The sequence below is a fragment of the Citrobacter sp. A316 genome (genome assembly GCF_002042945.1).
Lineage (GTDB): Bacteria > Pseudomonadota > Gammaproteobacteria > Enterobacterales > Enterobacteriaceae > Citrobacter > Citrobacter portucalensis.
The window spans coordinates 1-25,693 of record NZ_MVFZ01000035.1 but is presented as its reverse complement, the minus strand read 5'-3'; the positions used below and the strand labels follow the sequence as shown (position 1 = coordinate 25,693).

General features: G+C 47.0%; 25 protein-coding genes, 2 pseudogenes and 1 other annotated feature. Of the genes and pseudogenes, 16 read left to right on the top strand and 11 right to left on the bottom strand.

What is annotated here, in order from left to right:
* Positions 1–416 precede the first annotated feature (416 nt).
* The 11 genes from BZK41_RS27190 (at position 417) to ugd (ending at position 11,517) form a co-directional block, all read left to right on the top strand.
* Complete coding sequence (locus BZK41_RS27190; protein ID WP_139762674.1) at positions 417–1,187, top strand: hypothetical protein; 771 nt, start codon at positions 417–419, stop codon at positions 1,185–1,187.
* A complete protein-coding gene (locus BZK41_RS26320; RefSeq protein WP_079940120.1) occupies positions 1,168–2,310 on the top strand; it encodes an N-acetyl sugar amidotransferase in 1,143 nt (380 codons plus the stop codon). Before BZK41_RS27190 ends, BZK41_RS26320 begins: the two co-directional genes overlap by 20 nt.
* Positions 2,307–2,921 carry an imidazole glycerol phosphate synthase subunit HisH gene (hisH, locus tag BZK41_RS26315; protein WP_079940119.1) on the top strand — a complete coding sequence of 205 codons (615 nt, stop codon included), beginning with the start codon at positions 2,307–2,309 and terminating at the stop codon, positions 2,919–2,921. Before BZK41_RS26320 ends, hisH (BZK41_RS26315) begins: the two co-directional genes overlap by 4 nt.
* 4 nt (positions 2,922–2,925) lie before the next feature.
* On the top strand, positions 2,926–3,714 hold the full coding sequence (locus BZK41_RS26310) for an AglZ/HisF2 family acetamidino modification protein (protein WP_079940118.1): 789 nt from the start codon (positions 2,926–2,928) through the stop codon (positions 3,712–3,714).
* Positions 3,715–3,726: 12 nt separating this feature from the next.
* Positions 3,727–4,761, top strand: coding sequence for a UDP-N-acetylglucosamine 4,6-dehydratase/5-epimerase (fnlA, locus tag BZK41_RS26305; protein WP_048235062.1), 1,035 nt, complete (start codon positions 3,727–3,729; stop codon positions 4,759–4,761).
* A 1-nt stretch (position 4,762) separates the two neighbouring features.
* On the top strand, positions 4,763–5,866 hold the full coding sequence (locus BZK41_RS26300; RefSeq protein WP_079940117.1) for a capsular polysaccharide biosynthesis protein CapF: 1,104 nt from the start codon (positions 4,763–4,765) through the stop codon (positions 5,864–5,866).
* Positions 5,866–6,996, top strand: a complete 1,131-nt coding sequence (gene wecB, locus BZK41_RS26295) for a UDP-N-acetylglucosamine 2-epimerase (non-hydrolyzing) (protein ID WP_048235066.1) — start codon at positions 5,866–5,868, stop codon at positions 6,994–6,996. Before BZK41_RS26300 ends, wecB begins: the two co-directional genes overlap by 1 nt.
* Positions 6,996–8,207 (top strand): glycosyltransferase family 4 protein, encoded by a 1,212-nt coding sequence (locus BZK41_RS26290; RefSeq protein WP_079940116.1) that lies wholly within the window; start codon positions 6,996–6,998, stop codon positions 8,205–8,207. The genes wecB and BZK41_RS26290 overlap by 1 nt, the downstream gene beginning before the upstream one ends.
* Entirely contained in the window at positions 8,194–8,592 is a 399-nt protein-coding gene (locus BZK41_RS26285) for a WbuC family cupin fold metalloprotein (RefSeq protein WP_048235069.1), read from the top strand. Before BZK41_RS26290 ends, BZK41_RS26285 begins: the two co-directional genes overlap by 14 nt.
* 115 nt (positions 8,593–8,707) lie before the next feature.
* Positions 8,708–10,114 carry an NADP-dependent phosphogluconate dehydrogenase gene (gene gndA, locus BZK41_RS26280; protein ID WP_063940469.1) on the top strand — a complete coding sequence of 469 codons (1,407 nt, stop codon included), beginning with the start codon at positions 8,708–8,710 and terminating at the stop codon, positions 10,112–10,114.
* Positions 10,115–10,350: 236 nt separating this feature from the next.
* Positions 10,351–11,517, top strand: a complete 1,167-nt coding sequence (gene ugd, locus BZK41_RS26275) for a UDP-glucose 6-dehydrogenase (RefSeq protein WP_079940115.1) — start codon at positions 10,351–10,353, stop codon at positions 11,515–11,517.
* 57 nt (positions 11,518–11,574) lie between these two features.
* On the opposite strand, the pseudogene BZK41_RS27660 reads toward ugd, so the two are convergent.
* A pseudogene (locus tag BZK41_RS27660) lies at positions 11,575–11,857 on the bottom strand (protein CapI); the annotation flags it as partial.
* A 172-nt stretch (positions 11,858–12,029) separates the two neighbouring features.
* On the opposite strand from BZK41_RS27660, the gene wzzB reads away from it, so the two are divergent.
* On the top strand, positions 12,030–13,013 hold the full coding sequence (wzzB, locus tag BZK41_RS26265; RefSeq protein ID WP_079940114.1) for an LPS O-antigen chain length determinant protein WzzB: 984 nt from the start codon (positions 12,030–12,032) through the stop codon (positions 13,011–13,013).
* A gap of 55 nt (positions 13,014–13,068) precedes the next feature.
* Here wzzB and hisIE read toward each other — a convergent pair whose 3' ends face one another.
* From hisIE to hisL, 9 genes are all read right to left on the bottom strand, one after another.
* On the bottom strand, positions 13,069–13,680 hold the full coding sequence (gene hisIE / locus BZK41_RS26260) for a bifunctional phosphoribosyl-AMP cyclohydrolase/phosphoribosyl-ATP diphosphatase HisIE (RefSeq protein WP_079940113.1): 612 nt from the start codon (positions 13,678–13,680) through the stop codon (positions 13,069–13,071).
* Complete coding sequence (gene hisF, locus BZK41_RS26255) at positions 13,674–14,450, bottom strand: imidazole glycerol phosphate synthase subunit HisF (protein WP_079940112.1); 777 nt, start codon at positions 14,448–14,450, stop codon at positions 13,674–13,676. Before hisF ends, hisIE begins: the two co-directional genes overlap by 7 nt.
* A complete protein-coding gene (hisA, locus tag BZK41_RS26250; RefSeq protein WP_079940111.1) occupies positions 14,432–15,169 on the bottom strand; it encodes a 1-(5-phosphoribosyl)-5-[(5-phosphoribosylamino)methylideneamino]imidazole-4-carboxamide isomerase in 738 nt (245 codons plus the stop codon). Before hisA ends, hisF begins: the two co-directional genes overlap by 19 nt.
* Positions 15,169–15,759, bottom strand: a complete 591-nt coding sequence (gene hisH, locus BZK41_RS26245; RefSeq protein WP_079940110.1) for an imidazole glycerol phosphate synthase subunit HisH — start codon at positions 15,757–15,759, stop codon at positions 15,169–15,171. The genes hisA and hisH (BZK41_RS26245) overlap by 1 nt, the downstream gene beginning before the upstream one ends.
* On the bottom strand, positions 15,759–16,826 hold the full coding sequence (hisB, locus tag BZK41_RS26240) for a bifunctional histidinol-phosphatase/imidazoleglycerol-phosphate dehydratase HisB (protein WP_000080054.1): 1,068 nt from the start codon (positions 16,824–16,826) through the stop codon (positions 15,759–15,761). Before hisB ends, hisH (BZK41_RS26245) begins: the two co-directional genes overlap by 1 nt.
* Positions 16,823–17,902 carry a histidinol-phosphate transaminase gene (gene hisC, locus BZK41_RS26235; protein ID WP_079940109.1) on the bottom strand — a complete coding sequence of 360 codons (1,080 nt, stop codon included), beginning with the start codon at positions 17,900–17,902 and terminating at the stop codon, positions 16,823–16,825. Before hisC ends, hisB begins: the two co-directional genes overlap by 4 nt.
* Complete coding sequence (hisD, locus tag BZK41_RS26230; protein WP_079940108.1) at positions 17,899–19,203, bottom strand: histidinol dehydrogenase; 1,305 nt, start codon at positions 19,201–19,203, stop codon at positions 17,899–17,901. Before hisD ends, hisC begins: the two co-directional genes overlap by 4 nt.
* Positions 19,204–19,208: 5 nt before the next feature.
* Positions 19,209–20,108 (bottom strand): ATP phosphoribosyltransferase, encoded by a 900-nt coding sequence (hisG, locus tag BZK41_RS26225; RefSeq protein ID WP_003030161.1) that lies wholly within the window; start codon positions 20,106–20,108, stop codon positions 19,209–19,211.
* Positions 20,109–20,153: 45 nt separating this feature from the next.
* Positions 20,154–20,276, bottom strand: a sequence feature (His leader region).
* Entirely contained in the window at positions 20,252–20,299 is a 48-nt protein-coding gene (gene hisL / locus BZK41_RS27185; protein WP_100250077.1) for a his operon leader peptide, read from the bottom strand. Its footprint overlaps the feature before it by 25 nt.
* Before the next feature lie 174 nt (positions 20,300–20,473).
* Between hisL and BZK41_RS26220 the strand changes: the two genes are divergently transcribed.
* The 4 genes and pseudogenes from BZK41_RS26220 to plaP all read left to right on the top strand — a co-directional run bounded on the left by BZK41_RS26220 (position 20,474) and on the right by plaP (position 23,900).
* Positions 20,474–21,298: an SDR family oxidoreductase gene (locus tag BZK41_RS26220; protein WP_079940107.1), complete on the top strand. Its 825-nt coding sequence runs from the start codon at positions 20,474–20,476 to the stop codon at positions 21,296–21,298.
* Between the two features lie 41 nt (positions 21,299–21,339).
* Positions 21,340–22,324 (top strand): annotated as a pseudogene (locus BZK41_RS26215) (LysR family transcriptional regulator).
* 162 nt (positions 22,325–22,486) lie between these two features.
* On the top strand, positions 22,487–22,549 hold the full coding sequence (gene yoeI, locus BZK41_RS27810; protein ID WP_099045591.1) for a membrane protein YoeI: 63 nt from the start codon (positions 22,487–22,489) through the stop codon (positions 22,547–22,549).
* Positions 22,539–23,900, top strand: coding sequence for a putrescine/proton symporter PlaP (plaP, locus tag BZK41_RS26210; protein WP_003834188.1), 1,362 nt, complete (start codon positions 22,539–22,541; stop codon positions 23,898–23,900). The genes yoeI and plaP overlap by 11 nt, the downstream gene beginning before the upstream one ends.
* Positions 23,901–23,959: 59 nt before the next feature.
* On the opposite strand, the gene sbcB is transcribed toward plaP, so the two are convergent.
* Entirely contained in the window at positions 23,960–25,384 is a 1,425-nt protein-coding gene (gene sbcB / locus BZK41_RS26205) for an exodeoxyribonuclease I (RefSeq protein WP_079940106.1), read from the bottom strand.
* Between the last annotated feature and the right edge of the window lie 309 nt (positions 25,385–25,693).

Genomic DNA, 25,693 nt, shown 5'->3' with positions numbered 1-25,693 from the left:
TCTTATAAAGAATATCTACACTGCTATATGTTGGCAACTGAAAATGAAATCTCCATTGATGAACTATTAATTGCTGGCATGAAAAATAGAATGCCAGCGATGCCTCGTATCAGCAAGTGGGTATATTCCATCTATAAGTTGTGGGCGGTGTATATTTTACTTATGATTTTTTTTATATTGGGTGGTTTTATACTTTATCCAATATTAAAATTTATAATTGCAGTATGTGGGAAAATAAAAACAAAAAAACGCTACCTAACTAACAAAAATGGCTTCTACTACTTTTCATTCTCAGAAATAGGGACGGAACAAGTCATTACTTATTTCAAGAAAAATAAATCAACTGAAAATGAATTAAACATTATACAGTCATTTCATTATATGAAGTTGTTTCATATTATGAAATTTTCAAAAGCATGTTACTTAGTATATCTACGTTTTTATATTTTTTTAAGTCTGTCAATCATCTTAAATGGGTCCTTCAAATATACACTGCCCCATCATGGTTTCTTGTAGCAATAGCACTGAATAAGATACAAGGAGAAATTGTAAGTAGCGAACACTATGATCGCTGGGCGGTACTGATTGATGTTATATCTGGCAAAAAAAAGAACCGATATACTCTTGTGCAGCATGGTTCTTTAAAAGCACTTGATTCAAATGCCTACTTGGCTTTTCAAATACCATATAAATTGAAGCATGTAGGTAAAATAGTAGTATTCGATGAACTAGAGTATAAGTTTTTCTCTGACAAAATATTAGATCCAAGTTTAACTGAAATTATAGAAGTGGAATATAGCAAACCTGAATTATCTCTGTCTCAGGTGACATCTAGTCAGCTAACATTGCTTTTCATTGGACACTCATTGTGTGAGAAAGAGCAACTGAGGATTTGTTCTCAAATAAATAGAAAAATTAATAACTGTACTATTTATTATAAAGAACATCCTAAGGCAAGAGCCTCCTTAGAAGTCAGAAATTTTAACTTCAATTTTATTACAGATGATAGATTTTTTCCTGATGTAGATATAGTAATTTCATATCCATCAACTCTTGCTTATCAATATGAAGAAAAGGGAATACCGGTTTTATTTCATGGGCTACATGTAGTACACTCAGATGAAGTTGATGAAATTGTTGCGAAAGTTATTTTAAATTGGGGTAAATATGAAGAGTCAAAATTATAAAATTTGTAGCAGCTGTATTATGGATACATCTGATCCTAATATAGTCTTTGATGAAAGAGGAGAGTGCGATTATTGCAATAATTTCAAGAATAACATATTGCCAAATTGGAATTTTGGGGTAGTCAATGGAGATGGCCTTAAGAATCTTGCTGCAGAAATAAAGGAAGATGCTAAAGGTAATGATTTTGATTGTATTATAGGCCTTTCAGGGGGACTAGATAGCTCATATGCTGCATATATTGCAAAAGAAAAGATGGGGCTTCGCCCGTTATTATTCCATGTTGATGCTGGCTGGAATACAGATCAGGCAGTTGGTAATATTGAAAAACTTATTGAAGGACTTGGGTTAGATCTTTATACAGAGGTGGTAAACTGGGAGGAAATGAAGGATCTTCAACTATCTTTCCTGAAATCAGGAATTCCAGATCAAGATTTAGTTCAGGACGCTTCGTTCTTTTCATCTTTATATAAGTTTGCTAGACAACATAAAATTAAACATGTTATTACTGGTTCAAATTTCTCTACTGAGTGTTGTCGTGAACCAGAAGAATGGGGAGGGTATTTAGGTATTGATACTCTATTATTTAATGATATCCACAGACAGTTTGGAACACGGCCATTAAATACATTCCCCTTGGTGGATATATTGGTCTATAAGCTCTTTTACCAGAAAATTCTTGGTATGAAAGTGCACCATCCATTGAATTTAGTTCCTTTCAATAAGAAGGATGCTGAAAATGAACTTAGTGAAAAATTTGGCTGGCAAACCTTCCAGCATAAACATCATGAGTCCCGTTTCACTCGCTTCTATGAAGATTATTGGCTGCCGCGTAGATTTGGTTATGAGAAACGGAGAGCTCATTTCTCAAGCTTAATTATGACAGGCCAGATGACTCGAGAACAAGCTCTTGAGAGGCTTTCAAAACCAGAAATGGATGAACATTTTCTTGAGCAAGAGTTTGAGTATGTTGCTCATAAACTTGGTATTAGTGTTGAAGAGTTGCAAGAGCTATTTACTATGCCCAAAAAAACCTACAAAGATTATAAAAATAAACGTTGGTTGATTGGTTTAGGTGCAAATGTTCTACGTACACTTGGATTGGAAAAACGGTATTTCAGATGATCAAAATTATTGATTATGGTATTGGAAATATACAAGCATTCCTAAATGTATATAAGCGACTAGGCATTAATGCAGATGTTGCTCGTTCCGTCGATGATATTAAAAGTGCTACGCATTTAATACTACCTGGAGTTGGCGCTTTTGACCAGGCCATGACTCTTTTTAATAACTCAGGTTTACGAGATAGTATTGAAAAGCGTATTTTTGAGGAAAAGATTCCAATTATTGGTATTTGTGTAGGTATGCAGATGCTTGCGACCTCTAGTGAGGAGGGGAGCATGCCTGGTTTAGGATGGATTCCAGGTACAGTTCGAGCATTCAGCAGCAATATCTTGTCAAAAAACCTCCCTATGCCGCACATGGGGTGGAATAATCTAATTAAGAAAGTAAATGCATCATTGCTGAAAGGTTTTGAAGAAGAACCTTCTTTTTATTTTTTACACTCATTCTATTACGAATGTGATGATGCAGGTGATGTATTAGCAACTGCCGAATATGGCCATGATTTTCATTGTATTATTGGTAGGAACAACATATATGGTATTCAATGTCATCCAGAGAAAAGCCATTCGTCAGGTTGTAAACTATTAAAAAATTTCGCAGAGATCTAATAACATGCTTAGACCAAGAATCATACCCTGTTTACTTATCCACGATTCTGGCTTAGTCAAAACAGTTAATTTTAAATCCCCGAAGTATGTAGGTGATCCAATTAACGCCGTCAAAATTTTCAATGAGAAAGAAGCTGATGAATTGATGGTCCTTGATATTGATGCGACGTCCATGGGGTTAGAACCTAATTATGATTTAATAAAAAAACTCGCAGCGGAATGTCGTATGCCTTTGTGCTATGGAGGAGGGGTAACCAGTGCAGCACAGGCTGCAAAAATTATCTCTCTTGGTGTTGAAAAGGTATCAATAAGTGCAGCTGCCGTTGAAAATCCAAATCTTGTCAGAGAGTTAGCAGAAGCAGTTGGTAAACAAAGTGTTGTTGTTGTGCTGGATGTTATCAAACGAAAAGGTCTTTTCTCAAAAGGATATGAGCTTTCGACTAGGAATAACACCAGGACGCATAAAATCGATCCTATCTCGTTTGCACAAGAAATGGCTGCTTTGGGTGCGGGTGAAATTGTCATCAATTTTATAGATAATGATGGTGTTATGGGGGGATATGATGTGACATATTCCTCGACTATCAAATCTCAAATAAACGTTCCTGTTACATTTCTCGGTGGGGCGGGTAGTTATGAACATCTTTCCGAATTGATTGACCAATGTGGCATCGTTGGGGCAGCGGCTGGTAGTCTTTTTGTATTTAAAGGGAAGTATAGAGCGGTATTGATAAGCTATCCTACACCTGAACAGAAAGATATGATTTGTAATGGTTTAATAAAAAATTATTAATAAGGGTTTACGATGTTTAAAGATAAAATACTATTGATTACTGGTGGTACCGGGTCTTTTGGTAATGCTGTATTGAATCGTTTTCTTTCCACAGATATAAAAGAAATTCGGATTTTTTCTCGCGATGAAAAGAAACAAGATGATATGCGGAAAAAATATAATAATCAAAAGTTGAAGTTTTATATTGGTGATGTCAGAGATTACCGTAGTATTTTGAATGCGACTCGTGGTGTTGATTTTATATATCATGCAGCAGCACTTAAGCAGGTTCCATCATGTGAATTTCATCCTATGGAGGCTGTTAAAACTAATGTCCTTGGTACGGAAAATGTTCTTGAAGCAGCTATAGCGAATGAAGTGAAAAGGGTTGTATGTCTAAGTACTGATAAAGCTGTATACCCGATCAACGCAATGGGTATTTCAAAAGCTATGATGGAAAAGGTTATGGTTGCGAAATCCCGTAATGTTGATCGCAACAAAACAGTAATATGTGGTACCCGTTATGGGAATGTTATGGCATCTCGCGGTTCAGTGATTCCATTATTTGTTGATCTTATTAAAGCCGGAAAGCCACTTACAATTACTGACCCTAATATGACCCGTTTTATGATGACTCTTGAGGATGCAGTAGATTTAGTTCTTTATGCATTCGAACATGGTAATAATGGCGATATCTTTGTACAAAAAGCTCCTGCTGCAACTATCGAAACATTAGCAATTGCTTTAAAGGATTTACTAAATGTTGCGAATCATCCAGTAAATATTATTGGTACACGTCATGGTGAGAAATTATTTGAAGCTCTGCTTAGTCGAGAAGAAATGATCGCTGCTGTAGATATGGGAGATTATTACCGCGTTCCACCAGATCTTCGTGACCTTAATTATGGAAAGTATGTAGAACAAGGTGATAGCCGCATATCTGAGGTTGAAGATTATAACTCTCATAATACTCAAAGGTTGGACATTGAAGGCATGAAAGCTCTCTTGCTCAAATTGGCCTTCATTCGAGCGCTTCGTGCTGGTGAACAATATGACCTGGATTCATGATATGAGAATATTGATTACTGGTGCAAATGGTTTTATTGGTCGTAATTTATGTTTGAGGCTTGAGGAACTCGGTTATAAGAATCTCATCAGAATTGATCGAGATTCAACAAATCAAGATCTTGAACGCGGTTTACAGGATGCTGATTTTATTTATCACTTAGCTGGTATCAATAGACCTAAGACTGATGATGAATTTATTTCTGGAAATAGTGATTTAACTAAGTACATAGTTGAGTATCTCCTTTCTATTGAAAAGAATACACCAATTATGCTAAGTTCTTCGATACAAGCAGAACTTGATAATGCTTATGGATTAAGCAAAGCTATAGCTGAAAGACATATCGAAAAGTATGCCGCTATTAGTGGTTCTCCATATTATATTTTCAGATATCCAAACGTTTTTGGTAAATGGTGCCAGCCAAACTATAATTCTTTTGTAGCGACTTTTTGCCATAACATTGCCAATGATATTGACATTACTATCAATGATGCATCAGCGCCAGTCAATCTGGTTTATATTGATGATGTTTGTACTGATGCGATAGCTCTTCTCTCTGGGACGGTTGAAAGCGGATATAAAGTTGTTGCGCCAATTTATTCAACTACAGTTGGTGAAGTTGCAGAATTAATTTATAGCTTCAAAAATAGCCGTTCCACCCTTACCACAGAAGCTGTCGGGACGGGATTTACCCGTGCATTGTATTCTACATGGCTGAGTTATCTACCAGCAGAGAAATTTGCGTACAAGGTACCTTCTTATGGGGATGCTCGCGGAGTCTTTTGTGAGATGCTGAAAACGCCTACAGCGGGGCAGTTTTCATTTTTTACTGCTCACCCAGGTATTACGCGTGGCGGACACTACCATCACAGTAAAAATGAGAAATTCTTGGTCATTCGAGGTCAGGCATGCTTTAAATTTGAACATGTGATTACCGGTGAGCGATATGAACTGAAAGTTTCATCTGATGAGTTTAAGATTGTTGAAACAGTCCCTGGTTGGACACATGACATTACAAATATTGGAACTGATGAATTAATAGTCATGCTCTGGGCAAATGAAATTTTCAACCGTGATGAGCCTGATACTATTGCGAGACCTCTATAATGAAAAAATTAAAAGTTATGTCTGTTGTTGGGACCCGCCCTGAGATTATCCGTTTGTCGAGAGTTCTTGCTAAGCTTGATGAACACTGCGATCATATTCTTGTCCATACTGGTCAAAATTATGATTACGAATTAAATGAAGTATTTTTTAATGACTTGGGTGTTCGAAAACCTGATTATTTTTTAAATGCAGCGGGTAAAAATGCGGCGGAAACTATTGGCCAGGTTATTATTAAGGTAGATGAAGTATTAGAAATCGAAAAACCTGAAGCAATGCTGGTGTTGGGAGATACTAATTCATGTATTTCTGCCATTCCGGCCAAACGTCGTAAAGTGCCTATTTTTCATATGGAAGCAGGTAACCGTTGTTTCGATCAACGCGTGCCTGAAGAAACCAACAGGCGTATTGTTGACCATACGGCTGATATCAATATGACCTACAGTGATATTGCTCGTGAATATCTCTTAGCTGAAGGTATCCCTGCTGATCGGATCATAAAAACTGGTAGCCCCATGTTTGAGGTACTTTCATATTATATGCCCCAAATTGATGATTCAGATGTACTCTCGCGTTTGAATCTACGGTCTGGTGAATTCTTTGTTGTCAGTGCGCATCGTGAAGAGAATGTTGATTCTCCTAAACAGCTCGTAAAACTTGCGAACATTCTAAACACTATTGCTGAAAAATATAATCTTCCAGTAATTGTTTCCACACATCCACGGACACGTAACCGAATCAATGAACAAGGAATTGAATTTCATCCAAATATAAATCTACTGAAACCACTGGGTTTTCATGATTATAACCACTTGCAGAAAAACTCACGTGCTGTGCTTTCAGATAGCGGCACTATCACTGAAGAGTCATCCATCATGAATTTCCCTGCGATAAACATTCGGGAAGCGCACGAGCGTCCGGAGGGCTTTGAAGAAGCATCCGTCATGATGGTGGGGTTGGAGTGTGAGCGCGTATTACAGGCGCTGGACATTCTGGCAACACAACCGCGTGGCAAAGTCCGTCTTTTACGTCAGGTTAGTGATTACAGCATGCCGAATGTATCGGATAAAGTTGTTAGAATTGTTCACTCTTACACGGATTATGTTAAGAGAGTTGTCTGGAAAGAATATTGATGAAACTTGCTTTAATCATAGATGATTACCTTCCCAACAGTACTCGTGTTGGTGCAAAAATGTTCCATGACCTGGCTCAAGAATTTATTCATCGTGGGCACGATGTTACGGTAATTACTCCTGATACGGGCATGCAAGAAGATATTTCTTTTGATACCTTTCAGGGGGTCAAAACATGGCGTTTTAAAAGTGGACCGCTCAAGGATGTAAGTAAAATTCGGCGAGCGATCAATGAAACACTTTTGTCTTATCGCGCGTGGAAAGCCATCAAAAATCGGGTAAATAAAGAGACCTTTGATGGGGTGGTTTATTACTCACCTTCTATATTCTGGGGGTATTTAGTTAAAAAAATAAAGTCTCGTTGCCAATGTCCAGCCTATCTTATTTTAAGAGATATGTTTCCCCAATGGGTAATTGATGCAGGGATGCTTAATGCAGGTTCCCCCATAGAACGCTATTTTCGTCTTTTTGAAAGAATATCTTATCGTCAGGCTAACCGTATTGGACTTATGTCTGATAAGAATCTTGAGGTTTTTCGGATGACAAATAAGGGCTATCCGTGCGAAGTTCTTCGTAATTGGGCATCCCTAACACCAACGGTCTTACCCAAGGATTATATACCACTGCGTAAGCGACTTGGCCTTGAAGATAAAATCATTTTCTTCTATGGTGGAAACATCGGTCATGCACAGGATATGGCAAACTTGATGCGCCTTGTGAGAAATATGGCGGCATATCCGCAGGCTCATTTCCTTTTTATTGGCCAGGGTGATGAAGTTGAATTAATTAATTCCTTGGCTGCTGAGTGGGCATTGACGAATTTTACCTATTTGGCCTCGGTTAATCAGGATGAATTTAAATTCATTTTATCAGAAATGGATATAGGCTTGTTTTCTCTTTCCGCTAAACACTCCTCCCATAATTTCCCCGGTAAGTTGCTGGGTTATATGGTTCAGTCTCTGCCTATTTTAGGTAGCGTGAATGCTGGAAATGATTTGCTTGATATCGTCAATCAAAATAACGCTGGATTAATACATGTCAATGGTGAGGATGATAAACTATGCCAATCTGCGCTGTTAATGCTGAATGATGTTAATGTTCGCCGCCAACTTGGTTTAGGCGCAAATATGTTGTTGAAAGCGGAATTCTCTGTTGAGTCTGCAGCGCAGACGATAGAAATGAGACTGGAGGCATACAATGCGGTTAGTTGATAATAACCAAATTGACGAATTATACGATCAAGCCGAGCAATCAGAACGTTTGCGCTCCCATCTTTTGATGCATGAATCGCATCAAGAAAAGGTACAGCGGTTACTCATTGCATTAGTCAAGGGCAGCTATGTGGAACCACATTATCACGAACTACCTCATCAGTGGGAAATGTTCATTGTTTTGCAGGGGCAACTGCAGGTTTGTTTGCATAGTAAAAATGGCGAAGTTATAAAGCAATTTGTTGCAGGAGAGAATACCGGAATTAGTATTGTGGAGTTTTCTCCAGGAGATATACACAGTGTTGAATGCCTGTCTCCGCGCGCGCTTATGATGGAAGTGAAAGAAGGACCATTCGACCCTTCTTTTGCAAAATCGTTCGTGTGATGCCTGTTTGAACGCATCTTCCGCTATCTGCCCAAGCTAAACATGAGTTAACATCTATACCACATTTTAAGCCGCGCACATGCTGCGCGGTGACCACACCTGACAGGAGTATGTAATGTCCAAGCAACAGATCGGCGTCGTCGGTATGGCTGTGATGGGGCGCAACCTGGCGCTCAACATCGAAAGCCGTGGTTATACCGTCTCAATCTTCAACCGCTCTCGCGAGAAAACTGAAGAAGTTGTTGCCGAGAACCCGGGTAAGAAACTGGTTCCTTATTACACGGTGAAAGAGTTCGTCGAGTCTCTTGAAACCCCACGTCGTATCCTGTTAATGGTGAAAGCGGGTGCTGGCACTGATGCTGCTATTGATTCCCTGAAGCCGTACCTGGACAAAGGTGACATCATCATTGATGGCGGTAACACTTTCTTCCAGGACACTATCCGTCGTAACCGTGAACTGTCTGCTGAAGGCTTTAACTTCATCGGCACCGGCGTTTCCGGTGGTGAAGAAGGTGCCCTGAAAGGCCCATCTATCATGCCTGGCGGCCAGAAAGAAGCGTATGAGCTGGTTGCGCCTATCCTGACCAAGATTGCTGCGGTTGCTGAAGATGGCGAACCATGTGTAACTTATATCGGCGCTGACGGTGCGGGTCATTACGTGAAGATGGTGCACAACGGTATCGAATATGGCGATATGCAGCTGATTGCTGAAGCCTATTCTCTGCTTAAAGGCGGCCTTAATCTGTCTAACGAAGAGCTGGCAACCACTTTTACCGAGTGGAATGAAGGCGAGCTAAGTAGCTACCTGATTGACATCACCAAAGACATCTTCACCAAAAAAGATGAAGAGGGTAAATACCTGGTGGATGTGATCCTGGACGAAGCGGCGAACAAAGGCACCGGTAAATGGACCAGTCAGAGCTCTCTGGATCTGGGTGAACCGCTGTCGCTGATCACCGAATCCGTATTCGCTCGCTACATCTCTTCTCTGAAAGACCAGCGCGTTGCGGCATCTAAAGTGCTGTCTGGTCCGCAGGCTAAACTGGCTGGTGATAAAGCAGAGTTTGTTGAGAAAGTTCGTCGCGCGCTGTACTTGGGTAAAATCGTTTCCTACGCGCAGGGCTTCTCTCAACTGCGCGCTGCGTCTGACGAATACAACTGGGATCTGAACTACGGTGAAATCGCGAAGATCTTCCGCGCGGGCTGCATCATTCGCGCGCAGTTCCTGCAGAAAATCACTGACGCTTATGCTGAAAATAAAGGTATCGCAAACCTGCTGCTGGCTCCGTACTTTAAAAATATCGCTGACGAATATCAGCAAGCGCTGCGTGATGTAGTGGCTTATGCTGTGCAGAACGGCATTCCGGTACCGACCTTCTCTGCAGCGGTAGCCTACTACGACAGCTACCGTTCTGCGGTACTTCCGGCTAACCTGATCCAGGCCCAGCGTGACTATTTCGGTGCGCACACGTATAAACGCACAGATAAAGAAGGTGTATTCCACACCGAATGGATGGAGTAAGTCTTCTGACGTGCACTAGCCCGGTTTTTTTGACCGGGCTTTTTTTTATCTCGAATTCTATTGATTTAAGTTGATTGCTTAATCTTTTCTTAATATTCCTGGCGTACTCTGATAAAGAAAATCTTAATTGTTTTGGCCTTCGTTGACTTGATATTCAAAAAAAAGTTAAAACATTATCCTCTTATCAAGATGTACGGCATCATGATTAAATATTAAGATAATACTGAGAGCATGAAATGAAAATCGCCATTTCTGGTACTGGGTATGTTGGTCTGTCAAATAGCCTTCTTATCGCCCAACATCATAAGGTCATTGCTCTGGACATTGTTCCCTCACGTGTCGAGATGCTAAATAATCGGATGTCTCCGATAGTTGATCAAGAAATTGAACAGTATCTGCAATCAAAAGATATAAAATTCGAGGCTACACTAGATAAATATTACGCTTATCAGAGTGCAGAGTTTGTCATTATTGCAACCCCAACAGACTACGATCCTAAAACTAATTACTTTGATACTAGCAGTGTCGAGTCAGTCATACAGGATGTTATTGAAATAAATCCAGATGCCTTAATGATAATAAAATCGACAGTTCCTGTCGGTTTTACTCAATCAATGCGTCAAAAATATAGCTCAGATAATATCATCTTCTCCCCTGAATTCCTGCGTGAGGGTAAAGCTCTATACGACAACCTGCACCCATCTCGTATCGTTATTGGTGAACGTTCCGAACGTGCCGAGCGCTTTGCCTGGTTGCTGCAGGAAGGAGCGGTGAAGAAGGATATCCCGACCTTATTTACCGACTCGACTGAAGCCGAAGCCATCAAGTTGTTCGCTAACACCTATCTGGCCTTACGTGTGGCCTACTTTAACGAACTGGACAGCTATGCCGAAAGCCTTGGTCTGAACTCACGGCAGATTATTGAAGGCGTGTGTCTGGATCCCCGTATCGGTAATCACTACAATAACCCGTCATTCGGCTATGGTGGCTACTGCCTGCCGAAAGATACTAAGCAGCTGTTGGCGAATTATGCATCTGTGCCAAATAACATTATTGGTGCAATCGTTGATGCAAACCGGACGCGCAAAGACTTTATCGCAGACTCTATTCTTGCCCGTCAACCTAAAGTAGTTGGCGTATACCGTTTAATTATGAAAAGCGGTTCCGATAATTTCCGGGCATCATCTATTCAGGGCATTATGAAGCGTATTAAAGCCAAGGGGGTATCTGTTATTATTTATGAACCCGTCATGGTAGAGGATGAGTTTTTCCACTCTCGGGTAGTGCGTGATCTTAATGCGTTCAAAAATGAAGCAGATATTATTATTTCCAACCGCATGGTGTCAGAATTAGCTGATGTCGCCGATAAAGTATATACCCGCGATTTGTTTGGTAGTGATTAATCTCATCTCCATAAAAAGGCCTTATAAAAGGCCTTTTTGTTTTAATCAGGTCAGTGATTAAACTTTGTAGCAATCACGGCGCCAGTTAACAAAGTTCTTAACCACAACTTTAACTGTTGTTTCAGGCGTAAAAACAATAACATCGCTACAGTGCTTTAGTGTCTGCGTTGGTTTCCAGTACATTACCTGGCTGTAATGGTAGCTTTTTTTGTCGCTTCAATACTCAGCCATCTTCCAAAGCCTGGATACAGGCTATTAGCTCAACTGGTTAGCTATTGCTGATATTGTCGACGCGATAGGGTGCAATGCTGACTGTAGGCGTGCCCGTTTCTACGGTCCATTGCTGTCTACATCAATCCACTTATGTTTAATCGTATCGTTTTTCAGTAGTGATTGAAATACCAATCAAAATCCCTGAAACAATTTGATTTTTTTATCATTAATCCTATGGCATTGCCTCAATTTATAGCTAAACTGATTCCAGTTTAAGTCTTTCCTTATCTAGGGTTTCTATGTCTGTAAGTGATAACAACATGTCCGGGCGCAGTCACGATCCGGAACAGATTGATTTGATTGATTTACTGGTACAGTTATGGCGTGGGAAAGTAACAATCGTTATCGCGATTGTTATTGCCATAGTGCTTGCTGTGGGCTATCTGGCAGTTGCTAAGGAGAAATGGACCTCAACAGCCATTATTACTCAACCGGATGTGGGTCAGATAGCCACCTATAACAACGCCCTCAATGTGTTGTATGGTGCCAGCGCCCCCAAGGTTACTGAGCTGCAGACAAACGTGGTTGGTCGTTTCAGTACCTCTTTCTCTGCATTGGCTGAAACGCTTGATAATCAGGAAGAACCACAGAAACTGTCAATTGAACAGTCTGTTAAAGGTCAACCGCTGCCGTTGGCGGTTTCTTATGTGGGTAGCTCACCAGAAGACGCCCAGCGTCAGCTTGCTGAATATATTCAACAAACAGATGAAAAAGTTGCTAAAGAGCTGGGGCTTGACCTGATAGATAATATCAAGTTGCAAACCACCACGTTGCAAGACTCTCTGAAAACACAGGAAGTAGTCGCTCAGGAGCAAAAAGATCTGCGAATTAAGCAAATTCAGGAAGCGCTGCGTTATGCAGAGCAGGCCGGGGTGACTAAGCCGCAAATTCAGCAGACGCAGGATGTGACGCAGGACAGTATGTTCCTGTTGGGTAGTGATGCCCTGAAGTCCATGATTGAGCACGAATCTACACGCCCTTTGATATTGTCTGATAACTACTTTCAGACCAAACAAAAGCTGTTGGATATCGAAAATCTTAAGCTTGAAGGGAGTGAGTTACACGCCTACCGTTATGTGATGAAACCAACGTTACCGATTCGTCGTGACAGTCCGAAAAAAGCGATTACCCTCGTGCTGGCGGTTCTGCTTGGTGGGATGATTGGTGCCGGTGTGGTGCTGGGGCGAAATGCTCTGCGTGGTTACAAAGCCAAAGCTGAGTAAGTTTGAACCTGACAACAAAAAACCGGGCAGCGCCCGGTTTTTTCATATCTGCAACTTACTGATGACGCTTACGTAAATTCTCAATCACCGTCGTCAGGTCGAGGTCCTGGTCTTGCAGCAGCACCAGCAGGTGATACATGAGATCAGAGGCTTCATTTGTCAGCTCAAAACGGTCGTTCACCGTCGCGGCCAGGGCGGTTTCTACGCCTTCTTCACCCACTTTCTGCGCGATGCGTTTAGTGCCGCTGGCATACAGCTTCGCAGTGTAGGAGCTGGCCGGGTCAGCGGTTTTACGTTCGGCTAACAGTTGCTCAAGCTGATACAGGAACAGCCACTGGTGGTTAGTGTCGCCAAAGCAGCTTGAGGTGCCTTTATGGCAGGTTGGGCCAATCGGGTTAACCAGCACCAGCAGAGTGTCGTTGTCGCAGTCAGGCGCAATGCTCACCACATTCAGGAAGTGACCGGAGGTTTCTCCTTTGGTCCACAGGCGCTGTTTGGTCCGCGAGAAAAAGGTCACTTTGCCGTTTTCGAGCGTTTTATCCAACGCCTCCGGGTTCATATAACCCAGCATCAATACTTCACCGGAAACCGCATGCTGCACGATGACTGGCATCAGTCCGTCGGTTTTTTCCCAGTCCAGCTCGCGGCATTGTTGCTTCGTTAACATATCCTGATCTCCACGCCCTGTGTTGCCAGGTACGCTTTTAATTCGCCAATATTGATAATTTGCTTGTGGAAGACGGAGGCGGCAAGCGCGCCGTCAACGTCGGCATCCCGGAAAGCTTCCAGGAAGTGTTCCATGGTGCCCGCACCGCCGGAGGCAATCAGTGGTACGTGGCAAACGTCACGCACTTTTTTCAGTTGCTCCAGGTCATAACCGTTACGTACGCCGTCCTGATTCATCATGTTCAGGACGATTTCGCCCGCGCCGCGTTTTTGGACTTCCTGCACCCAATCCAGTGTTTCCCACTGCGTGACGCGGGTACGGCTTTCATCCCCGGTATACTGATTAACGTGATATTTGCCGGTGTCCGCGTCATACCAGGTATCAATGCCCACCACGATGCACTGCACGCCAAAGCGATCCGCCAGACGGGTGATAAGTTCCGGTTCGGCCAGCGCCGGGGAGTTGATGGAGATTTTATCCGCCCCGAAAGAGAGGATACGTGCCGCATCGTCGATGGATTTAATGCCACCGGCAACACAGAATGGAATATCGATCACTTCCGCCACGCGCGATACCCAGCTTTTATCCACTACGCGTCCATCGCTGGAAGCGGTGATATCGTAGAACACCAGTTCATCTGCGCCTTCATCGGCATAGCGTTTTGCCAGCGGGACGATGTCACCAATAATCTCGTGATTACGGAACTGGACGCCTTTTACCACCTGCCCGTTACGAACGTCCAGACAAGGAATTATGCGTTTTGCCAGCATTGAATGGCCTCCTCAACGGTGAACTTTCCTTCCAGCAGGGCTCGTCCGACGATCACTCCGCGAACTCCGGTCCCGCGCAGGGCCGCTACGTCCTCGATTCCGCCAATGCCGCCAGATGACTGAAACGCGACCTGCGGGTATTTGGCGCACACTTCTTCATACAGCGCGACGTTTGAGCCGGCCAGCGTGCCGTCGCGGGAGATATCGGTGCACAGCACGTGCTTCAGGCCGACGGGTAAATAGGTCTCAACCAGTTCTTCCAGTGAAACCCCGGAATCTTCCTGCCAGCCGCTGACCGCAACCTGTTTATTACCGTGATCGTCAATACGAACGTCCAGCGCCAGCACCAGCGCGTCGGCACCAAAACGAGCAAACCAGCTTTTGACTATCTCGGGGGATTTTACCGCTGTCGAACCCACCACCACGCGCGCCACACCTGCGTCAAGAAGCGCCGCCACGTCCGCTTCCGTACGTACGCCGCCGCCAACCTGTACCGGAACATTGACGCCAGCGACCAGCGTTTTGATCAGCGGGATTTGCCGCTGCGCCGGATCTTTCGCGCCGGTTAAATCTACCAGGTGCAGTACCTCTGCGCCCTGAGCGGCGTAATCCTGCAAACGGGGGAGAGGATCGTTACCGTAATCACGTTGCTTAGCGTAATCGCCCTGATGAAGACGCACCACCGTGCCGTCGATTAAATCTAATGCCGGAATAATCATTACATCTCCAGAAAGTTTTTCAGCAACTGCGCCCCAGCCGCGCCCGAGCGCTCCGGGTGGAACTGCACACCAAAGAAATTGTCTTTTTGTACTGCCGCGGTAAACGGTTCGCCGTAATTGCACTGGGCGATGGTCCACGGGTTTATCGGCATAGCGTAGCTGTGTACAAAGTAGAAATAGGCGCCATCTTCAATGCCCTGGAACAGACGATTTCCCGCCTGCGGATAGACGCGATTCCAGCCCATATGCGGCAGCGGCAGACCGAAATCGGTCATCTTCGGGACGTCCTGCTCAATAATGCCCAGCAGGGAGACGCCGTTACTCTCTTCGCTGCGACGGCCCAGCAGTTGCATACCTAAACAGATCCCCAGTACCGGTTGCGTACAGGCTTTAATCAGTTCAATCAGTTCGCGCTCGTGCAACTGGTCCATCGCCGCCTGCGCGGTGCCTACGCCCGGCAGAAACAGTTTATCGGCGCGCAGCACTACGTCTGGATCGCGGCTGACAACCGGGTCGTATCCGTGGCGCGAGACGGCGGATTTTACCGAGTGCAGGTTGGCGCAACCGGTGTCCAGAATCACCACGTCCATTACAGCACCCCTTTTGAGGAGGGGAGCGTGTCGCCTTCTACGCGGATCGCCTGACGCAGCGTACGGCCAAAGGCTTTAAACAGGCTTTCCACACGGTGGTGGTCATTTTTGCCTTTGGTTTTCAGGTGCAGGGTGACGCCCATAGTGTAAGAGAGTGAACGGAAGAAGTGTTCGATCATCTCCGTGCTCAAATCGCCAACGCGCTGGTAGGTAAACTCCGCGCGGTACTCCAGGTGTGGACGCCCGGAAATATCCAGCGCGCAACGCGCCAGGCACTCGTCCATCGGCAGTACAAAACCAAAACGGTTGATGCCGCGTTTATCGCCTAATGCCAGCTTTAAGGCTTCGCCCAGCGCCAGACCGGTATCTTCAACGGTGTGGTGATCGTCTATATACAGATCGCCCTTGACGGCTATCTCCATGCGAAAACCGCCGTGGGTGGCGATTTGATCCAGCATGTGGTCAAAGAAGCCAACGCCGGTATTAATTTTGCTGCGGCCTTCGCGGTCCAGCCAGACTTTGACGTCAATCTGCGTTTCTTTAGTATTACGCTCAACGTGTGCGTAGCGGTCACGTTTGGTCAGTTGCTCGCCGATCATCGCCCAGTTCAGGGTGTCGCGATGGTAACGCAATCCGCTAATGCCCATGTTTTCCGCGAGCTGAATATCGGTCGCCCGGTCGCCAATGACGTAGCTGTTCGCCATATCCATGGCCTGTTCAACCAGATACTGTTCAACCAGCTTCACTTTTGGCTTACGGCAATCGCACTCGTCCGCTGGCAGGTGCGGGCAGATCAGTACCTCATCAAATGTCACGCCCTGAGAGGTGAAAATTTGCATCATCAGGTTATGCGGACCGTCAAAATCAGCCTGCGGGAAACTCTGGGTTCCGAGTCCATCCTGGTTAGTGATCATAACCAGCTTAAAACCTGCTTTTTGCAGTTTCAGCAAAACGGGAACAACTTCCGGCTCGAAGGCGAGTTTGTCAAAGCGATCGACCTGAAAGTCACTTGGCGGTTCGGAAATCAGGGTTCCATCACGATCAATAAAAAGATACTTCTGGCTCATACTTGCTCCGCACGTAAGGCGTCAATGACGCGCTGGCTCTCTTCACGGGTTCCGACAGTAATTCGCAGGCATCCGCTTAACGAAGGTTGTTTATTCTGATCTCGTAAGATAATGCCCTGATCCCACAAAGATTTAAATACGCTGCTTGATGCGGTAAAGCGCGCCAGAACATAGTTGGTTTCCGAATCGAAAACCTGTTCTACACAGCGAATTGTTTTCAGGTTACCTACCAGATACTGACGCTCTTCCAGGATCTGCTCTACGCGTTTACGCATGGCGGAAATCCCTTGCGGCGTCAGCGCCTGGGCGGCGATATCTGCCACCGGCGTAGAGAGTGGGTAAGGGGCAATCACCTTTAACAGCAGATTGATAACCTCTTCATTCGCCAGCGTAAACCCGCAGCGTAAACCAGCGAGCGCAAACGCTTTGGACAACGTGCGTAATATCACCAGATGCGGATACTCAGACAGCCAGCCCGCCAGCGTGGCCTGCGGGCAAAACTCAATATAGGCTTCATCAGCGACCACAATAGCTTTACCCTGTGCCATTTCGAGCAGTGAACGCAGATCCTGCGGGTTAATCAGCTGGCCGGTTGGGTTATTAGGGCTGCATACGTAGACCACCTTCACACCATCAAGCTTGTCCGCGATGCCTTGCAAATCCAGTTGCCAGTTATCAAGGGTCGGAACGGTGCGGCATTCGACGCCAATCGTTTCGGCACTGACGCTGTACATGCCGTAAGTCGGCGGGCAGTAGAGAATGGCATCTTTACCGGGTTCACAAAACGCGCGCACCAGCAGTTCGATCCCTTCATCTGCGCCGCGGCTGACCAGCACCTGCTCCGGTTTGACGCCAGCATACTGCGCGTAATTCTCAATCACCGCTTTCGGCTGGCATTCCGGGTAGCGGTTCAGCGTTTGCTGACTGAGCTGGAACTCCACGGCAGTGGGGTATTCATTCGCGTTGAGCCAGACATCGCCATTACCGCCGAGACGACGGGCAGACAGATAGGGCGTTAACTCGCGAACATTCTTACGGGCTAAATCAGTGACGCTGAGAAAGTTGTCAGTGCTCATGCTTGCTCCTTCAGGGCGTTAACGCGCAGGGTGACGGCATTTTTGTGGGCAGTCAGTCGTTCAGCGGCCGCCAGTGTTTCAATGGTTGAGGCCAGGGCAGAGAAACCTTGTGGGGTTAACTCCTGTACGGTCATCCGTTTCTGGAAATCAGCCAGCCCAAGGCTTGAGCAGGTCGCGGTATAGCCGTAGGTCGGAAGAACGTGGTTGGTGCCAGAAGCATAGTCGCCTGCGGATTCCGGCGACCAGTCGCCGAGGAACACCGAACCGGCGCTGGTGATCTCATCAACCAGTTCACGCGCGTTGCGGGTCTGAATAATCAGGTGTTCCGGACCGTAGGCGTTAGAAATGGCCACGCACTGCGCCAGATCTTTGGCGATAATCAGCCGACTGGCACTGAGAGCCTGGCGGGCGGTCTCTGCGCGGGAAAGCTCAGCAAGCTGGCGCTCAACGGCTTTGGCAACGCCTTCGGCAAGCGTAGCGTCTGGCGTCAGAAGGATAACCTGCGAGTCGGGGCCGTGTTCTGCCTGAGAAAGCAGGTCAGAGGCAACAAAGTCCGGCGTCGCACCGCTGTCGGCGATAACCAGCACTTCGGACGGGCCAGCAGGCATGTCGATGGCCGCGCCGTCAAGACGCTGGCTGACCTGGCGTTTGGCTTCGGTCACATACGCATTGCCCGGCCCGAAGATTTTATCGACCTTAGGAATAGATTCGGTGCCCAGCGCCAGCGCGGCAATGGCCTGTGCGCCGCCTACGTTAAATACCTCTTTTACACCACACAACTGCGCGGCGTAGAGGATTTCATCGGCAATCGGCGGCGGTGAGCACAGCACCACTTTTTTGCAGCCGGCGATGCGCGCCGGGGTCGCCAGCATTAATACGGTAGAGAACAGCGGTGCCGAACCTCCAGGAATATACAGGCCCACGGAAGCGATAGGGCGGGTAACCTGCTGGCAACGTACGCCCGGCTGGGTTTCGATATCCACCGGCGGCAGGATCTGCGCGGTGTGGAAAGTATCAATATTACGCACCGCCGCCTGCATAGCTTGTTTCAGTTCGTCGCTCAGGCGACTGCTGGCTTGCTGGATTTCTTCCTCGGTGACGCGCAGCGCGCCGACCTCGGTTTTATCAAACTTCGCGCTGTATTCACGCAGCGCCCGATCGCCGTTATTTTTGACGTTCTCAAGAATTTCGGCCACCGTACGGCTGATGCTGTCAGAGGCGGAAATCGCCGGGCGCATCAGCAGTTCGCGCTGCTGCTCGGGGCTACAGCTATTCCAGTCAATCAGGGTATTGAAGCTCATGGTCGTTACTCCATCATCTTCTCAATCGGCAGTACCAGAATTGAGCTGGCACCGAGCGCTTTCAGTTTTTCCATTGTTTCCCAGAACAGGGTTTCGCTGCTGACCATGTGCATGGCAACACGCTGCTGGTCGCCCGCCAGTGGCAGAATGGTAGGGCGCTCAGCGCCAGGCAGCAGGGCGATGACCTCGTCCAGACGTTCGCTCGGCGCGTGCATCATGATGTATTTGGATTCGCGTGCCTGAATAACCCCCTGGATACGGGTCAGCAGTTTGTCGATCAGTTGTTGCTTGGCGTCGGCCATTTCGCCGTCGCGCTGAATCAGACAGGCTTTAGAGCGGTAAATGACTTCCACTTCACGCAGACCGTTGGCTTCAAGCGTTGCACCGGTGGACACCAGATCGCAAATCGCATCAGCAAGGCCCGCGCGGGGAGCGACTTCTACTGAGCCGTTTAACAGACAGGATTTAAACGACACCCCTTTTTGATCGAGATAGCGTTTGAGCAGGTGCGGGTAAGAGGTCGCGATACGTTTACCGTTCAGTGCTGCCGGGCCATCCCAGGCTTCATCAACCGGGGTAGCCAGCGAAAGACGGCAGCCGCCGAAGTCCAGACGGCGCAGGGTAAAATAGCGAGGGTCTTCACCCTGGGCCCGGCGGTTGAGCAGTTCCTCTTCCAGAACGTTCTCCCCGATGATGCCGAGGTCAACGACGCCGTCCATCACCAGACCTGGGATATCGTCATCACGCACGCGCAGAATATCGATCGGCATGTTCTCCGCCATCGCAATCAGGCGCTGGGTGTGAAGATTAATTTTAATGCCGCAACGGGCCAGCAATTCGCGTGAATCATCGCTTAAACGGCCTGATTTCTGCATAGCTATGCGTAAACGGGTGTTGTCTAACATTCTTTATTCCTCGTTATCCTGTCTGAATCAGTTTGGGTCACGCACAAAAAAAAGCCCCCGGAAGAAATCTTCCGGGGGCTTTCTCATACGCTCATGCACCGCTGGAAGATTTAAATGTCTCCCAGCACACATCGCCTGAAAGACTAGTCAGGATGATGGTGATGATGGTGTTTGAATTGAGCGCGTGTCATAAATTTTCTCGATGAATGTTTATTCATTTGATGTCTTTTAACCTAAACCACTTTAGCTACGGAAAGCAAGGGCTTTTTTTGATCATTAATTCATTTCATATTGATACTATGAATTGTCAGCCACCGTGGGCTGGCGTAGCCTTGCGTTATAGGCCAAAAGTCAGGAGAGAAGGCATGAAAAAGGTCGCAATTGTCGGGTTAGGTTGGTTAGGCATGCCGTTAGCCATGTCGCTGGCGGCGAGAGGCTGGCAGGTTACCGGCAGCAAAACCACATTGGATGGGGTGGAAGCGGCCCGCATGAGCGGTATCGAGAGCTACTCGCTGCGCCTGGAACCTGAACTGGTCTGTGAGGCTGACGATCTCGATGCACTGATGGACGCCGATGCGCTGGTTATTACGCTGCCTGCACGCCGTAGCGGTCCTGGGGAAGCATTTTACCTGCAGGCAATGCAGGAACTGGTCGACAGCGCGCTGGCGTACCGCATCCCACGAATTATTTTTACCAGTTCGACGTCAGTCTATGGTGACGTTCAAGGCACAGTGAAAGAGGGGGCGGCGCGTAATCCGGTCACGGCAAGTGGTCGTGTTCTGAAAGAACTTGAAGACTGGTTGCACAATTTGCCAGGCACGTCGGTGGATATTTTGCGTCTGGCCGGGTTGGTCGGCCCGGGAAGGCATCCCGGTCGCTTCTTCGCTGGCAAGACGGCACCAGACGGACATCATGGCGTCAATCTGGTGCATCTGGACGATGTGGTTTCTGCCATCACGTTACTGCTGCAAGCGCCTAAAGGGGGACACATCTATAATATATGTGCGCCTATGCATCCGGCGCGTAACGTGTTCTATCCGCAGATGGCCCGCCAGTTGGGGATGGAGCCGCCGGAATTTCGCGGTGGAACGGATAACGGTAAAGGTAAAGTCATTGATGGCAACCGTATTTGTAATGAGCTTGGGTTTGAGTACCAGTATCCTGATCCGCTGGTGATGCCGATGGAGTGACAAGCCAGCAGAGTGCCGCTGTATACCGCCAGGGGGCGAGTATGAAACCACTGCTGGACGTTCTTATCATCCTCGATGCATTAGAAAAAGAGGGCAGTTTCGCGGCGGCGTCGGCAAAATTGTTTAAGACGCCGTCTGCACTTAGCTACACCGTCCATAAGCTGGAAAGCGATCTTAATATTCAGCTACTCGATCGCAGCGGACACCGGGCTAAGTTCACCCGCACCGGGCAGATGCTGCTGGAAAAGGGGCGGGAGGTGCTGCACACCGTCCGTGAACTCGAAAAACAGGCGATTAAACTTCACGAAGGCTGGGAGAATGAATTGGTTATTGGCGTAGATGATACGTTTCCCTTTTCACTGCTGGCCCCACTTATCGAATCTTTCTATCAACACCACAGCGTGACGCGCCTGAAATTTATCAATGGCGTGCTGGGCGGCTCCTGGGATGCCCTTACTCAGGGCCGGGCGGATATTATCGTTGGCGCCATGCATGAACCCCCAGCAGCGAGCGAATTTGGTTTTGCACGGCTGGGAGTTTTGGAGCAGGTGTTTGTGGTTGCGCCGCATCACCCGCTGGCACAAGAACAGGAACCATTAAATCGTCGTACCATTCGTCGTTTTCGCGCCATTGTGGTGGGCGACAATGCGCAGCATGCCAACGTCTCAGGTTCCCAGGTGCTTGACGATCAGGAAGCCATTACCGTTTTTGACTTCAAAACCAAGCTGGAACTGCAAATCAGCGGTCTGGGATGTGGTTATATTCCGCGCTACCTGGCGCAGCGATTTCTGGAGAGCGGCGCACTGATTGAGAAAAAAGTGGTCGCACAAATTGTCTTTGAACCCGTATGGATAGGCTGGAATGAACAGACCGCCGGGTTGGCCAGTGCCTGGTGGCGGGATGAAATTTTAGCAAATAGTGCTATTGCGGGGGTGTATGTGAAAACGGCTGCTGACAAATCAATCAGTTAAGAAAAAATATTCTTTTGTGGCTACTTCAATCTCTTGTTATTTCTCCCCAATTTAGTGCAAAATACGCCGCTTGCAAAAAATGACATTAACCGACGTTTTAATACGCGTCGGTTATTTTTTTGCATCAAACCAATCATTCATAAAAGAGGCCGGGCTTCGTACCGGATAGATACTTACTTAAAAATCGACAGTTGTTGTCGCTGAGGATTAACAAAAAATGGGGCAATTTTTTGCTTACGCGACGGTTTTCGCCGTAATGGGGGATAACCATGTCGCATAACGCTACTCCAAACACCTCTCGCGTGGAATTACGTAAAACGCTTACGCTGGTTCCGGTTGTCATGATGGGCCTTGCCTATATGCAGCCGATGACGCTGTTCGATACATTCGGTATCGTATCAGGAATGACCGATGGTCACGTCCCGACAGCTTACGCCTTTGCACTGATCGCCATCCTCTTTACCGCACTGAGCTACGGTAAACTGGTGCGTCGCTATCCGTCTGCAGGCTCTGCCTACACTTATGCCCAGAAATCCATTAGCCCGACCGTTGGCTTTATGGTGGGTTGGTCATCACTGCTGGACTACCTGTTCGCTCCGATGATCAACATTCTGTTGGCAAAAATTTATTTTGAAGCCCTGGTGCCGTCGATACCGTCATGGATATTCGTGGTGGCGCTGGTGGCCTTTATGACCGCCTTTAACCTGCGCAGCCTTAAATCCGTTGCGAATTTCAACACCGTAATCGTGTTGTTGCAGGTGGTGCTGATTGCAGTGATCCTCGGCATGGTCGTTTATGGCGTGTTCGAAGGGGAAGGTGCCGGTACGCTGGCGAGCAGCCGTCCATTCTGGTCAGGTGATGCACATGTGATCCCGATGATCACGGGCGCGACCATCCTGTGCTTCTCGTTCACCGGTTTTGACGGTATCAGCAACCTGTCAGAAGAAACCAAAGACGCTGAGCGCGTGATCCCGCGTGCGATTTTCCTGACTGCGCTGATTGGTGGCCTGATCTTTATCGTCTCCACCTATCTGTTGCAGCTGTACTTCCCGGATATCTCGCGCTTCAAAGATCCAGACGCTTCACAGCCGGAAATCATGCTGTATGTTGCCGGTAAGTTCTTCCAGGTTGGCGCGCTGATTTTCTCTACCATTACCGTACTGGCGTCCGGTATGGCGGCGCATGCCGGCGTAGCGCGTCTGATGTATGTGATGGGCCGTGATGGCGTGTTCCCGAAAAGTTTCTTCGGCTATGTACACCCGAAATGGCGTACTCCGTCTATGAACATCATTCTGGTTGGTGCAATTGCTCTGCTGGCAATCAACTTCGACCTGGTGATGGCGACGGCGCTGATTAACTTTGGTGCGCTGGTGGCGTTTACCTTCGTTAACCTGTCGGTGATCTCCCAGTTCTGGATCCGTGAGAAGCGTAACAAGACGCTGAAAGACCACTTCCAGTATCTGTTCCTGCCGATGTGTGGTGCGCTGACCGTTGGTGCTCTGTGGGTTAACCTGGAAGAGAGCTCAATGGTTCTGGGTCTGATCTGGGCCGGTATCGGTCTGATTTACCTGGCTTGTGTGACCAAAAGCTTCCGCAACCCGGTGCCGCAGTACGACGAAGATGTCGCGTAATAGCCGCATTTAGCTAAAAAAAAACGGAGACATGTTCTCCGTTTTTTTATGCGTGGGACTTATACAATCTCTTCGGCATACTGCCAGAGTGATTTCAGCAGCATCAACTTCTCTTTGTTATCCGCATATTGCTGACTCAGCATCTGTAATTCATTGGCGTAATTTTGCAAAAACTCCGGTGTGAATACCTGGCGGCGATGGTCCAGCCAGCGCTGCTGTTCGGCTTCGTCCAGCGTTCCCGGGAAGTTACGTGCACGGTAATTAAACAACAGTTTTTCAATGCGCTTATCGACAAAGGTGATATCCAGCGCCGGTAAATTGCGCGGTTCGGTTTCCAGAACGATTTTCATCGCCGCACGGTCGGCATCGCTGAAAAAGCCGTTGTACAGTTGGGCATCCACGTTTTCTGATGGCGTAAAGGGTTCCGCATCGGCGAAGATCGCGACCACTTTGTCGCGTATCTGCGGATTTTCGCGCAGAACTTTGAGATTATCCAGACAATGCTGGCGGTTAATGCCAAGACGGTCGGCATCTTCCGGACGCAGGGTATTCGCCTGTGCCAGTACCGGGCATTTGTTGATGTGCACCAGTTTAACCGGTACGGCCGGGTTATCACCCAGATCCGCTTTAGACGTGTAGAGCCGCTCGCGCAGGGCGTCGCTGTCGAGTTCGAGCAGCGACGAAATATCACCGGCTAAGTCGACCATAATAACCGCGTTACGATTTTCCGGATGCCAAGCCAACGGCGCTACCCAACTGGTGTTGCCGCGCCATGCGCCGAACATACCGGAGACATGGACCAGCGGCTTCATTTGCGGGACATCAATCAGCGCGGCCAGCTTGTGCTTATTACGATGGCTGTAGAGATAATCAAACAGACGAGGCTGGCGCGACTTCACTAATTGCGCCATTGCGATCGTGGCGTATACGTCCGCCATCGCATCGTGAGCATTGGCATGCTCAATACCGTTGGCTTTGGTCAAATGCTCCAGGCGGAAGCTGGGTAAGCCGTCGTCGTTTTCCGGCCAGTTAATGCCTTCGGGGCGCAGGGCATAGCAGGCGCGCATCACATCCAGCAGATCCCAGCGCGAATTATCGTTCTGCCAACTCCAGGCATAGGGATCGTAGAAATTGCGATACAGGATGTTGCGCGTCACCTCATCATCGAAGCGTACGTTGTTATAGCCCAGGATACAGGTTTTCGGCACGGTGAACAGGGCGTGGATGCGTGCAGCAAAAGCGGCTTCATTCTCTCCCTTTTCACGTGCTTCCTGCGGTGTGATACCCGTAATCAACACCGCCTCTGGCTGCGGCAGATAGTCGTCTGCGGGTTTGCAATAAAAGACCTCTGGCTCGCCGATGATGTTGAAATCATTATCTGTGCGGATAGCCGCAAATTGCGCGGGTCTGTCCAGCGCCGGATGGGTACCAAAGGTCTCGTAATCGTGGAAGAGAAAACCAGGTTGCTGCTTGCCGTCATTCATTGTTCAGTTATGTCCGGGATCAATTTAGCGCTGGTCCAAGAATACCAAAAAATAGCGAGATAATCAGCTATGGCATTATCGAAGCTGGATTGTGTACGCAATAAAATTGAGATAAACAGGACATTAATAGAATTAATAAATAAATTCCGCACTGTTAAAATAAATTACGGAAATAAAATATCTTGAAGTTGCGGATTTGTAAATAATCTAATTGATAACCATTATTGTTATTTTCCTTTTCTTTGTTGTGTTCTGGAAACTTTAAAAGTCTTTTATAAACAATGGTTTTTATTTATGTCGGTTCGCTGC

Bases quoted from the DNA above. Each gene is read 5' to 3' on its own strand.
- hisG (WP_003030161.1), bottom strand. From the start codon at position 20,108: ATGTTAGACAACACCCGTTTACGCATAGCTATGCAGAAATCAGGCCGT.
- BZK41_RS27190 (WP_139762674.1), top strand. From the start codon at position 417: ATGTTACTTAGTATATCTACGTTTTTATATTTTTTTAAGTCTGTCAAT.
- gndA (WP_063940469.1), top strand. From the start codon at position 8,708: ATGTCCAAGCAACAGATCGGCGTCGTCGGTATGGCTGTGATGGGGCGC.
- BZK41_RS26300 (WP_079940117.1), top strand. From the start codon at position 4,763: ATGAGAATATTGATTACTGGTGCAAATGGTTTTATTGGTCGTAATTTA.
- hisD (WP_079940108.1), bottom strand. From the start codon at position 19,203: ATGAGCTTCAATACCCTGATTGACTGGAATAGCTGTAGCCCCGAGCAG.
- wecB (WP_048235066.1), top strand. From the start codon at position 5,866: ATGAAAAAATTAAAAGTTATGTCTGTTGTTGGGACCCGCCCTGAGATT.
- BZK41_RS26290 (WP_079940116.1), top strand. From the start codon at position 6,996: ATGAAACTTGCTTTAATCATAGATGATTACCTTCCCAACAGTACTCGT.
- plaP (WP_003834188.1), top strand. From the start codon at position 22,539: ATGTCGCATAACGCTACTCCAAACACCTCTCGCGTGGAATTACGTAAA.
- BZK41_RS26310 (WP_079940118.1), top strand. From the start codon at position 2,926: ATGCTTAGACCAAGAATCATACCCTGTTTACTTATCCACGATTCTGGC.
- hisIE (WP_079940113.1), bottom strand. From the start codon at position 13,680: ATGTTAACGAAGCAACAATGCCGCGAGCTGGACTGGGAAAAAACCGAC.
- ugd (WP_079940115.1), top strand. From the start codon at position 10,351: ATGAAAATCGCCATTTCTGGTACTGGGTATGTTGGTCTGTCAAATAGC.
- hisA (WP_079940111.1), bottom strand. From the start codon at position 15,169: ATGATTATTCCGGCATTAGATTTAATCGACGGCACGGTGGTGCGTCTT.
- hisC (WP_079940109.1), bottom strand. From the start codon at position 17,902: ATGAGCACTGACAACTTTCTCAGCGTCACTGATTTAGCCCGTAAGAAT.
- hisF (WP_079940112.1), bottom strand. From the start codon at position 14,450: ATGCTGGCAAAACGCATAATTCCTTGTCTGGACGTTCGTAACGGGCAG.
- sbcB (WP_079940106.1), bottom strand. From the start codon at position 25,384: ATGAATGACGGCAAGCAGCAACCTGGTTTTCTCTTCCACGATTACGAG.
- BZK41_RS26285 (WP_048235069.1), top strand. From the start codon at position 8,194: ATGCGGTTAGTTGATAATAACCAAATTGACGAATTATACGATCAAGCC.
- hisH (WP_079940119.1), top strand. From the start codon at position 2,307: ATGATCAAAATTATTGATTATGGTATTGGAAATATACAAGCATTCCTA.
- wzzB (WP_079940114.1), top strand. From the start codon at position 12,030: ATGTCTGTAAGTGATAACAACATGTCCGGGCGCAGTCACGATCCGGAA.
- fnlA (WP_048235062.1), top strand. From the start codon at position 3,727: ATGTTTAAAGATAAAATACTATTGATTACTGGTGGTACCGGGTCTTTT.
- BZK41_RS26320 (WP_079940120.1), top strand. From the start codon at position 1,168: ATGAAGAGTCAAAATTATAAAATTTGTAGCAGCTGTATTATGGATACA.
- hisH (WP_079940110.1), bottom strand. From the start codon at position 15,759: ATGGACGTGGTGATTCTGGACACCGGTTGCGCCAACCTGCACTCGGTA.
- hisB (WP_000080054.1), bottom strand. From the start codon at position 16,826: ATGAGCCAGAAGTATCTTTTTATTGATCGTGATGGAACCCTGATTTCC.
- BZK41_RS26220 (WP_079940107.1), top strand. From the start codon at position 20,474: ATGAAAAAGGTCGCAATTGTCGGGTTAGGTTGGTTAGGCATGCCGTTA.